This is a genomic window from Streptomyces sp. LS1784 (assembly GCF_020103755.1).
GTDB lineage: Bacteria > Actinomycetota > Actinomycetes > Streptomycetales > Streptomycetaceae > Kitasatospora.
The window spans coordinates 1-9,341 of record NZ_JAHSQD010000325.1 but is presented as its reverse complement, the minus strand read 5'-3'; the positions used below and the strand labels follow the sequence as shown (position 1 = coordinate 9,341).

The window sequence follows — 9,341 nt, the reverse complement described above, 5'->3', positions numbered from 1 at the left end:
GCCGCCCCACCTCCCCCGTCGGCCGCGCCCTCAACGCCTCCCGCCAGACCGTCAAGGCCGCCCTCAACCGCGTCCGCGTCGCCGCCCGTACCCTCGGCCGCAAGCTCCTCGACAGCAAACTCGGCCGCGCCCTCACCAACGGCGCCCACCGCATCCGCGACGCCTACCGCAAGCAACGCGACCGGCTGCGCGCCTGGCACCAGAAGCGCCAACAGCAGCGCGCCCAACGCCGCGCCCACGAGAACTCCCCGGACGCGAAGAAGCAGCGCCTCGAACTGATCGTGGCGAGGATCCGGCCGAAGGTCGATCGCCTGCTCGGTTTCGGCATCGGCCGCCTGACGCTCCGTGGCGTCCTCCGCGGAATGCGGGCGTGGTACCGGCTGACCGGCCTGAGCGCCCGCGAGGACGGGCCGCTGACCGCAATCACCGCCGAACTGAACCCGGAGAAGGACGTCCGGGACCACATTCCGGCGGCCGAGGACCTGGTGCGCAAGAACGAACCCGCACTGATGCGCATCCTGGAACAGCTCGGCGAGAAACTGATCAACGCACCGGAGGTCGTCGCCCAGGCCGGCGTGCTCAACGAGGAGCAGCGCGCCTACCAGGAGCGCCGCAGCGCGTCGGACACGCCCAGCCAGGAGACCCGGCCGGCCCGCGCCGGTCTGGTCGAGGCACGTGCCATCCACGGGGGGAACCGGCCTCCGGGGCACGAGCGCATCATCATGGCATCCGGCGGTGGCATGGAGATCGGTGTCAGCGAACAGCAGGGCGCCATCAGGAGCGGCGACCGAGCCGGTGAGACTCCGCCAGGGCTGGTCAAGGTGCTCAGCGGTCTGGGGTCGGGGCACTACGTCAAGGCCGGGCCGGCGTCGAAGGACGCGGCGGCCGACAAGTTGGCCGAGATCGAGGACATGCTCGCCCACAGCCTCGGCAAGGAAGGCGTCAGCGCGGCCGACCGATCGACCCAAGCCCGTCAGCGGATGCAGCGGGCCTTCTTCGACCTCGTACAGCGCCGACTCCCGCAGGACGAGTTCTTCCGCAGCAATCCGAAGGCCGCCGAGACCATGGCAGCGGCGGCCAGGCTCATGCCGACCGTCGAGGGCGCTCGCTATCCGGCAGCCGCCATGACGAACATCGCGGCCTGGCAACTCGCGAACTTCCCCGAGGCGACCTGGCAGGACGTCGTGTCGAACACCAACACCATGGCGCCACGCAACGCCGTGGCCGGCTCGCAGTACCTGCTGAACCCGCAGGGCATCGCCGCCGAGCACACGAACTCCCGGACCGGCGAGCTCACCAAGAGGGGCGCTCAGCTCGAAACGGCCGTGGCGGGGATGACGATACGGTCCAAGCTCCTGATAATCCGCGCTTTCGCCAAGGCCAAGGCCGATGTCCTGATGCTCAGCGACGAACAGCTGGTCCAGCAGTTCCCCCTGTGGGCGATGCACAACGCCGCGAGGTTCCTCGCGCCCGACGGCCGAATAGCGTCGGACGAGAAGCTGCACCCCGGATGGCGGAGATCGCCCGGCGGCCTGTGGATACCCTCGTGACGACTCAACCCCCCACTGCGATGAAGGAGTTCCGTTGACCCTGTTCGTGCGGCTCGTACCCAAGGACGTACTCGGTCGTGCCGAGGTCGACAGGCTCGCGGAAGAAGCCGGTTGGGATCTCCACTCGACGAGTGAGAGCAGCGACGGCTCCCCCTTCCAAAAGATCTGGCTGACGCCCGACCGCGGTGCGGCCGTCTACTGGATCGAGGACGATCTCCTTCAGGTCCGCTACTTCCTGATCGCGGGCCTGGACCGGGAACCGACCGTCGAATTCGTCCGCAGGCGAATCGACGTGCACGACAACGAGACCATGACGGAGCTGTTCGACAGCACCCGGGACGGCGTCGCCCTCATGAACGCCCTGCGGATGCTTTCCGTCCATTGTTACGGCCCGTTCGACCCGGACATGTTCGCCCTGTTCCGCTGGTCGATGAACGATCCCGAGCCGCTAGTCCGACGGATCGCCGTCTTCTGCGCCGGGCGGGTCGACTGGGAGGAACTCCATCCCCTGTTCGTGTTCCTCCGGGAACACGACCCGGAGGAGAAGGTCCGGGACCAGGCTCGCGCCGTCATCGCGGAGCGCGACCGCCGGGCCTCCCAGGAGAAGGACTCCGACGGGGAAGGAGGGGACGCGTGACCGGTTTCAGCGATGTCCCCAGGCCCGTACGGTCCGGGCTGGTCATCGTGGATCCGCAGCGGGGGACGCCGCAGCGGGTCATCGTGCTGCAGTTCAATCCGGACAGCCTGGAGCGGTCGTTGGCGCCGCAGGTGGCGGGGGCGGACGGGAGTGGGGACCGGACGGAGGCGTTGCGGCTGAAGGGGCCGGCCGTCGAGACGTGGAAGTTCACCGCGGAGCTGGATGCCACCGACCAGTTGGAGGTGCCGTCGCCGAACGGGATCCATCCGCAGCTGGCGACGCTGGAGTTGCTGGTGCAGCCGGCCAGTGCACAGCTGCTGGCCAATCAGGCGCTGGCCGCGCTGGGCACTCTCGAAATCACTCCGATCGAGGCCCCGCTGACCCTCTTCACCTGGGGTGGCAAGCGGATCCTGCCGGTGCGGCTGACCGAACTCACCATCACCGAGGAGGCGTTCGACATCGACCTGAATCCGATCAGGGCCGCCGTCGCGATCGGTCTGCGGGTCCTGACCGTCAGTGATCTGCCGACCGGGCACCGCGGGGCGGAGCTGTACCTGGCGCATCTGGCGCAGAAGGAGCGGCTGGTCGGCACTGCGGCCGGTGGCCGACTGAGTGCGCTCGGCCTCGGAGGGGGGTTCTGATGACTGTCGACGACCCGCTGAACGGGCTGCCCACGCCCTCGCCATACCCGCTGACCAGCCGGTACCACGGCGTCCCGGTGGCCTTGCACACGACGCCGGACGGGCGGCAGGTGCCGTACCTGCAGCGGAGGTTGCTGCCGAGCGCGGACGGTCTGACCCCGCTGGCCGAGCACACCGTGAGCGCCGGCGACCGCCTCGACCTGCTCGCGAACCGCTACCTCGGCAGCGCCGACCAGTGGTGGCGGATCGCCGACGCCAACCCGGTGGTCGATCCGCGGGAGTTGACCGCGACGCCGGGTCGGCGGATCACCATCGCGCTGCCCGGCGCGGTGCCGGGGGTGGGCAATGCCTGACCTCTCGGCCGTCACGGGAGGCGGGCCGGTCGGGTCGATCCACCTCAGCCTGCTGATGGGTCCGCAGATCCCGGTGCCGGTGCCGCAGCCGGTGACGGACGCCCTGCTGTCGGCGCAGGTCACGGTGGCGTCCGGGCAGCGCAGTGGGTTCCAGCTCGCCTTCGACCTGTCGAAGCACGGTCTGATCAACACCGCGCTGCTGCCGGGCGGCTTCTTCGACCCGAAGACCAGGGTCGTGCTGATGGTGACCGTGACGGGCACCCCGACCGTGCTGATGGACGGTGTGATCATCCGTCAGGAGGTGGGCATCAGCAACCAGCCCGGCCAGTCCACGCTCACCGTCACCGGCGAGGACCTGACCGTGCTGATGGACCTGGAGGAGCAGGCCGGGGTGCCCTTCCCGGCGATGTCCCCGGCGGCCCGGGTCACCGCGATCATCGGCAAGTACGGGCAGTACGGCATCCTGCCGCTGGTCGTCCCCGAGCTGGTGCCGCAGACGCCGATGCCCACCCGGCGGATCGACTTCCAGAAGGGCACCGACCTCGGGTACGTCAGCGAGCTGGCGAAGGCCAACGGTTACGTGTTCTACCTCGACCCGGGCCCGGTCCCCGGGATGAGCCGCGCCTACTGGGGGCCGGAGAACCGGCTCGGCGTCCCGCAGCACGCGCTGAACGTGAACATGGACGCGCTGTCCAACGTCGACCAGCTGACGTTCGCCTTCGACGGCACGGCCCGCGAGGAGCCGGAGGCCCGCATCCAGCTCCCGGCGACCAAGGTGTCCTCCGTCCTGCCGGTGCCGGAGGTCAGCATCCTGCGCCCGCCGCTGGCGCTCAAGCCCGCGCCGGCGCTGAAGAAGAAGGTCATCGCCGACACCGCCAAGAAGGACACCAGCCAGGCCGTCGCCGAGACCATCGCCAAGGCGATGCAGTCGGCGGACGCCGTCTCCGGCTCCGGCCAGCTCGACGTCGTCCGGTACGGGCACGTGCTGCGGCCGCGCGAGCTGGTCGGCGTCCGCGGCGCCGGGCTCACCTACGACGGCCTGTACTTCGTCAAGAGCGTCACCCACAACCTCAAGCGCGGCTCGTACACCCAGAACTTCACGCTGACCCGCGAGGGCCTGATCGCCCTCCAGCCGACCGTCATCCCCTAACGCTGCAGCAGGAGTTGCCCGCATGGCCGAACCGACCCGCTACCTCGGCAAGTTCCGGGGGACGGTGGTGAACAACGCCGACCCGCTCGGGATCGGCCGCATCCAGGCCCAGGTGCCCGACGTGCTGGGCGAGGCCGTGTCGACCTGGGCGATGCCCTGCTTCCCGGTGGCCGGTCCGGGCATGGGGCACTACGCGGTCCCGCCGGTCGGGGCGGGCGTGTGGGTGGAGTTCGAGCAGGGCGACCAGAGCTACCCGATCTGGACGGGCTGCTGGTACGGCTCCGCCTCGGAGGTCCCGGTGGAGGCGACGACCGGCCCGCCGGGGGTGCCGAACACGGTGCTGGAGACCACCGGGCGGCGGGTGATCGTCCTGTCCGACGACCCGACCACGGGGATCACGCTCCGCACCCCGAGCGGGGCCTCGATCGTGATCAACGACTCGGGCATCCAGATCAGCAACGGCCAGGGCGCCTCGATCTCGCTCGTCGGCGCCACCGTTTCCATCAACCAGGACGCCCTGAGCGTGACCTGACGGGGGGGGGGAGAACGTCTTGACTTCCTCCCCCTCCTGAAAGGGAGGGGGTTCCCCTCAGTCTCGCGGCTGAGCCGCTGCGCGTGAGCGCGGCGGTGGGACGACTTCCTGCTTCATCGACGACTGCCCGCCCGGAGTGCTCCGTTGAGGTCTTACACCGTCTCCACAGGCTGCAACCGCCAGTCCGGCGGCCAGGATGTTGCGTGCCGCGTTCACGTCCCGGTCGTGGACTGCTCCGCAGTCGCACGTCCATTCGCGGACGTTCAGGGGCATCTTGGTGCGGATGGTTCCGCAGGCCGAGCACAGCCTGGAACTGGGGAACCACCGGTCGATGGTCACCAGGTCCCGGCCGTACCACTGGGCCTTGTACTCCAGCATGGTCCGCAGCTCGGTCCACGAAGCGTCGCCGATGGCGCGGGCGAGCTTACGATTCTTGAGCATGTTGCGGACCGTCAGGTCCTCGATCACGACCGTTTGATTTTCACGGACGAGTCGAGTAGTGAGCTTGTGCAGGAAGTCCCTGCGCCGGTCAGCGATCCTCGCGTGGACGCGGGCGACCTTCCTACGGGCCTTCTCACGGTTGTTCGATCCCTTGGCCTTGCGGGACAGCTCCCGCTGGGCCCTGGCCAGGCGCTCACGGTCGGCGCGTTCGTGCCTCGGGTTGGTGATCTTCTCCCCGGTGGAGAGCGTCACCAGCGACGTGACACCCACGTCAATACCGACGGCCGAACCGGCCTGGGCATCCGGCATCGCTGGCCGGTCATCGCACAGCAGAGAGACGAACCAGCGCCCGGCCGCGTCCTGGGACACGGTCACCGTGGACGGCGACTGCCCTTCGGGCAGCGGCCTCGACCACACGATCATCAGCGGCTCGGTCATCTTCGCCAGCGTGAGCCGGCCGTCGCGGTAGCGGAACGCGCTGGTGGTGTACTCGGCGGACTTACGGGACTTCTTCTTCGACTTGAACGTCGGGTACTTCGCCCGCTTGTTCCAGAAGTTGGAGAATGCCCCCTGCAGATGCCGAAGGGCCTGCTGCAACGGAACGGAGGAGACCTCGGAGAGGAACGCCAGCTCCTCGGTCCTCTTCCACTCGGTCAGCATCGCCGACGTGGCGTTGTAGTTCACCCGCTCCTGACGCGTCGTCCACGCCTCGGAGCGGGCGGCCAGCGCCTTGTTGTACACGAGCCGCACACACCCGAACGTGCGGGACAGCTCAGCCGCCTGCGCATCGGTCGGGTAGAAGCGGAACTTGAAAGCCCGCTTCATGTGAATGGCCGTCACGCTCGCAAACTAATGCCACCTTTGGTAAAGACCAAATCTGCAAGTCAGGGCACCGCGGTCCGCCTCGCGGCGAATCGCAGCTCCTTGCCCTGCTCCGCAGGAGTTCCGTTTCTCCCCCCGCAAGCGGGAGGTACCCCACCCCCGGCTGAAGCCAGGGGTATCCACGGAGGTATCCGATGACCGGAAATCTGCTGCACGTCAATGCGACGGTGACCTGCCCGCACGGCGCCCAGGCGACGGTCCGGCCCGCCCAGGCGCGGGTGCTGGTCGCCGGCCAGGCCGTCACCAGTACGGCCGACCCGTACACCGTGACCGGCTGCCCGTTCAACGTGGCCGGCAAGCCGCAGCCCTGTGTGACGGTGCGCTGGGTGCTGCCGTCCGCCCGGATCCGGGTAAACGGCTCCCCCGCGCTGCCGCAGTCCGCCATCGGGCTGTGCCAGAGCGCCGAGCAGGTCCCGCAGGGGCCGCCGGTCGTGACCGTCGTCCAGCAGCGGGCGGAGGGCGTATGAACACCGGGCCCATGAACACCAGGGGTGCGCACGCCGCACAGCAGCCCGGGCCCGGCGCCGACCCGACGGCTCCGCTGCACGGTCCGGCCCGGACGGACCTCGCGTTCCCGTTCCGGATCGACAGCCGCGGGCGCACCGCCGAGGCGGCGTACGACGACCATGTGCGCGACCTGATCGAGCAGTTGCTGTTCACCAGCCCCGGCGAGCGGGTCATGCACCCGGACTTCGGCTGCGGGCTGCTCGACCTGGTCTTCGCGCCGAACAGCCCGGAGCTGGCGGCCACCCTGCAGCTGTCCGTCCAGGCGGCGCTGCAGCGGTGGCTGGGCGACGTCATCGAGATCGCCGCGCTCGACGTGGAGAGCGAGGACAACGTGGTACGGGTCGAGCTGGCGTACGTGGTCCGCCGGACCGGTACGCAGCGGCAGGACGTGTTCGAGGGCGGGGTGGCGGCATGACCGGGCGATCCGAGGAACCGACGGCACGGTGCGGGACGGAACAGTGCGGGACGGAGCTGCGGCGCGCCGACGTGCGCGCGGCGCACCTGCTGGGCCTGGACGGCGCCGAGCCGGAGGACGACGGACGCACGCTGACCGTGACCTTCCTCGGCCGGGCGCCGGGTGAGCTCGGCCCGGAGAACATCCGCGTCGACGGCGGCCGCCGGATCACCGGACTGCGCGCCCTCGCGGTCGAGATCGAGCGCGCGGACGACCCGGAGCTGGACGACCGGATGCACGTCACCCTCGACCGGGTCGGCGACACCTCCCGCTACCGGCTGGCCGTGGTCGAGGCGGACGCCTACGGCCGGCCGGGCACCCGGCCGTACCCGGGCTTCGACCCGAGGTACGCGAGCACCGGGTTCTCCTTCGCCGCCGACTGCCCCTCCCCCTACGACTGCCGCACCGAGGAGAGCTGCCCGCCCGCCGCCCCGGCGTCCGCCGTCATCGACTACACCACCCGCGACTACGAGAGCCTGCGCCGGCTCGTGCTGGACCGGATGAGCCTGACCACCCCCGGCTGGACCGAGCGGCACCTGCCCGACCTCGGCATCACCCTGGTCGAACTGCTCGCCCACACCGCCGACCAGCTCTCCTACCAGCAGGACGCGGTGGCCACCGAGGCGTACCTCGACACCGCCCGCCGCCGGGTGTCGGTGCGCCGGCACGTCCGGCTGATCGACTACGCCGTGCACGACGGCTGCAACGCCCGGGCGTTCGTCGCCCTGGCGACGGACCGCCCGCTCACCCTCGACCCCGGCAGCTTCCGCTTCGCCGCCGTCGACGTCAGCCGGCTCGGCCCGCAGGAACGCCCGGAGCTGTCCACGGTGATCCCCGACGAGCAACTGGACGCGCTCACCCGGACCGCGGCGGTCGAGGTGTTCGAGCCGCTCGGCGGAACGGACCTGGTGCTGCGCCCCGAGCACAACACCATCCGGTTCTGGACCTGGGGCAACCAGGACTGCGTCCTGTCGAAGGGCGCGACCTCCGCCACCCTGCGCGACGACTGGCACCAGGCCGACCGGCCCGAGGACCGCACCCGGCACCTGGCGCTGCGCCCCGGCGACCTGCTGGTCGTCGAGGAGGTGCTCGGCCCGCGCACCGGCGCCGCCGCCGACGCCGACCCCGCGCACCGCCAGGCCGTCCGGCTCACCTCGGTCACCCACCTGGTCGACGAGCTGTACCAGCAGCCCGTGGTCGAGGTCGAGTGGGCGCCGGAGGACGCCCTCTCCTTCCCGGTCTGCCTGTCCGCACACGGCGGGAGCGACTGCGGCCCGATCACCGACGTGAGCGTCGCCCGCGGCAACGTCGTCCTGGTTGACCACGGCCGCTCGCTCACCTTCTACGGCGGAGCCCCGGAGACCTTCGCGGTGCCGCCGGAGCCGGTCCGGGTGGCGCCCTGCGGACCGGACGGATCCGGCTGCGCGGACCGCACCGGGGGCAGCCCCGCGGCGGAGGCGATCCACGAACTGCTCGACCGGACCAGGACCGGCCACCAGCTCGGCCCGCAACAGGTCCGCGAGCTGTACGCGCTGCTCGGCGAGGCGGCGGTCCGGCGGGCCGGGCTGAGCATCCAGCTCGCGCCGGGCGCGAGCGCGGAGGGCGAGGACGGCCAGGGCACCGTGGTCGAGCCGCCCACGGCCGACGCCCAGGCGGCGACGCTGGAGACGCTGCTCGACCAGACCCGCTACCCCGTCCTGCCGCAGCCTCTCCGCCCGGTGCTGCGCTACGCGCCGGTAACCCAGGCGGCCGCCTACCCCGACCGGGCTCACGTCTGCGCCCGGCAGGCCGCCCTGCTCGCCGGCATCCCCGAACGGGTCCGCCAGCGGCTGGAGGAGCTGTGGCACCGGGCGGACTGCGGCCGCCCCCTCTCCCGCGCCGAACTCGCCGAACTGACCCTGCTGTTCGGGGCCCAGGTGGTGCACGAGCTGCACCTCGCCGAACGGCCCGCCGCCGGGCTGCGCGAACTGCTGGCCCGCCGCACCCGCCTGCTCGCCGCCAAACTGCGCCGCCTCGAGGTGCTCACCGCCCGGGCCCGCTCCGGCGGGGTGCTCCGGCGGCCCGGCGTCTGGGAGGTGGCGCAGAGCTGGGGCGGGCGGTACGCCTCCGGGCTCGACCCCGACTCCCCCGCGTTGGCCGGCCCGGCGTCCGGGATCGCCGTCCAGGACCCTCGTGCCGCACTGCCGGCCGTCCG

9 protein-coding genes and 1 pseudogene are annotated in these 9,341 nt (G+C 70.9%); 9 read left to right on the top strand and 1 reads right to left on the bottom strand.

Annotation, left to right across the window (positions count from 1 at the left end):
* From KS423_RS29245 to KS423_RS29220, 6 genes and pseudogenes are all read left to right on the top strand, one after another.
* A pseudogene (locus KS423_RS29245) lies at positions 1 to 1,550 on the top strand (hypothetical protein); the annotation flags it as partial.
* 34 nt (positions 1,551 to 1,584) lie between these two features.
* Positions 1,585 to 2,187 (top strand): hypothetical protein, encoded by a 603-nt coding sequence (locus tag KS423_RS29240; RefSeq protein ID WP_224282781.1) that lies wholly within the window; start codon positions 1,585 to 1,587, stop codon positions 2,185 to 2,187.
* Entirely contained in the window at positions 2,184 to 2,828 is a 645-nt protein-coding gene (locus KS423_RS29235; RefSeq protein WP_224282780.1) for a hypothetical protein, read from the top strand. Before KS423_RS29240 ends, KS423_RS29235 begins: the two co-directional genes overlap by 4 nt.
* Positions 2,828 to 3,181 carry a LysM domain-containing protein gene (locus KS423_RS29230; protein WP_224282779.1) on the top strand — a complete coding sequence of 118 codons (354 nt, stop codon included), beginning with the start codon at positions 2,828 to 2,830 and terminating at the stop codon, positions 3,179 to 3,181. The genes KS423_RS29235 and KS423_RS29230 overlap by 1 nt, the downstream gene beginning before the upstream one ends.
* A complete protein-coding gene (locus KS423_RS29225) occupies positions 3,174 to 4,331 on the top strand; it encodes a hypothetical protein (RefSeq protein ID WP_224282778.1) in 1,158 nt (385 codons plus the stop codon). The genes KS423_RS29230 and KS423_RS29225 overlap by 8 nt, the downstream gene beginning before the upstream one ends.
* 22 nt (positions 4,332 to 4,353) lie before the next feature.
* On the top strand, positions 4,354 to 4,863 hold the full coding sequence (locus KS423_RS29220; RefSeq protein WP_224282777.1) for a phage baseplate assembly protein V: 510 nt from the start codon (positions 4,354 to 4,356) through the stop codon (positions 4,861 to 4,863).
* Between the two features lie 57 nt (positions 4,864 to 4,920).
* Here KS423_RS29220 and KS423_RS29215 read toward each other — a convergent pair whose 3' ends face one another.
* Positions 4,921 to 6,129: an RNA-guided endonuclease TnpB family protein gene (locus tag KS423_RS29215; protein ID WP_224282782.1), complete on the bottom strand. Its 1,209-nt coding sequence runs from the start codon at positions 6,127 to 6,129 to the stop codon at positions 4,921 to 4,923.
* A 191-nt stretch (positions 6,130 to 6,320) separates the two neighbouring features.
* Here KS423_RS29215 and KS423_RS29210 point away from each other — a divergent pair, with 191 nt between their 5' ends.
* The 3 genes from KS423_RS29210 to KS423_RS29200 form a co-directional block, all read left to right on the top strand.
* On the top strand, positions 6,321 to 6,653 hold the full coding sequence (locus KS423_RS29210) for a hypothetical protein (RefSeq protein ID WP_224282776.1): 333 nt from the start codon (positions 6,321 to 6,323) through the stop codon (positions 6,651 to 6,653).
* Positions 6,650 to 7,108: a GPW/gp25 family protein gene (locus KS423_RS29205; RefSeq protein ID WP_224282775.1), complete on the top strand. Its 459-nt coding sequence runs from the start codon at positions 6,650 to 6,652 to the stop codon at positions 7,106 to 7,108. The genes KS423_RS29210 and KS423_RS29205 overlap by 4 nt, the downstream gene beginning before the upstream one ends.
* Positions 7,105 to 9,341, top strand: a 2,237-nt coding sequence (locus KS423_RS29200) for a putative baseplate assembly protein (protein WP_224282774.1), incomplete at its 3' end; no start/stop codon positions are given. The genes KS423_RS29205 and KS423_RS29200, both read left to right, overlap by 4 nt.

What these genes read in the sequence shown, in the direction of transcription:
- KS423_RS29230 (WP_224282779.1), top strand. Translation starts at nt 2,828, where the DNA reads ATGACTGTCGACGACCCGCTGAACGGGCTGCCCACGCCCTCGCCATAC.
- KS423_RS29225 (WP_224282778.1), top strand. Translation starts at nt 3,174, where the DNA reads ATGCCTGACCTCTCGGCCGTCACGGGAGGCGGGCCGGTCGGGTCGATC.
- KS423_RS29220 (WP_224282777.1), top strand. Translation starts at nt 4,354, where the DNA reads ATGGCCGAACCGACCCGCTACCTCGGCAAGTTCCGGGGGACGGTGGTG.
- KS423_RS29215 (WP_224282782.1), bottom strand. Translation starts at nt 6,129, where the DNA reads ATGAAGCGGGCTTTCAAGTTCCGCTTCTACCCGACCGATGCGCAGGCG.
- KS423_RS29210 (WP_224282776.1), top strand. Translation starts at nt 6,321, where the DNA reads ATGACCGGAAATCTGCTGCACGTCAATGCGACGGTGACCTGCCCGCAC.
- KS423_RS29205 (WP_224282775.1), top strand. Translation starts at nt 6,650, where the DNA reads ATGAACACCGGGCCCATGAACACCAGGGGTGCGCACGCCGCACAGCAG.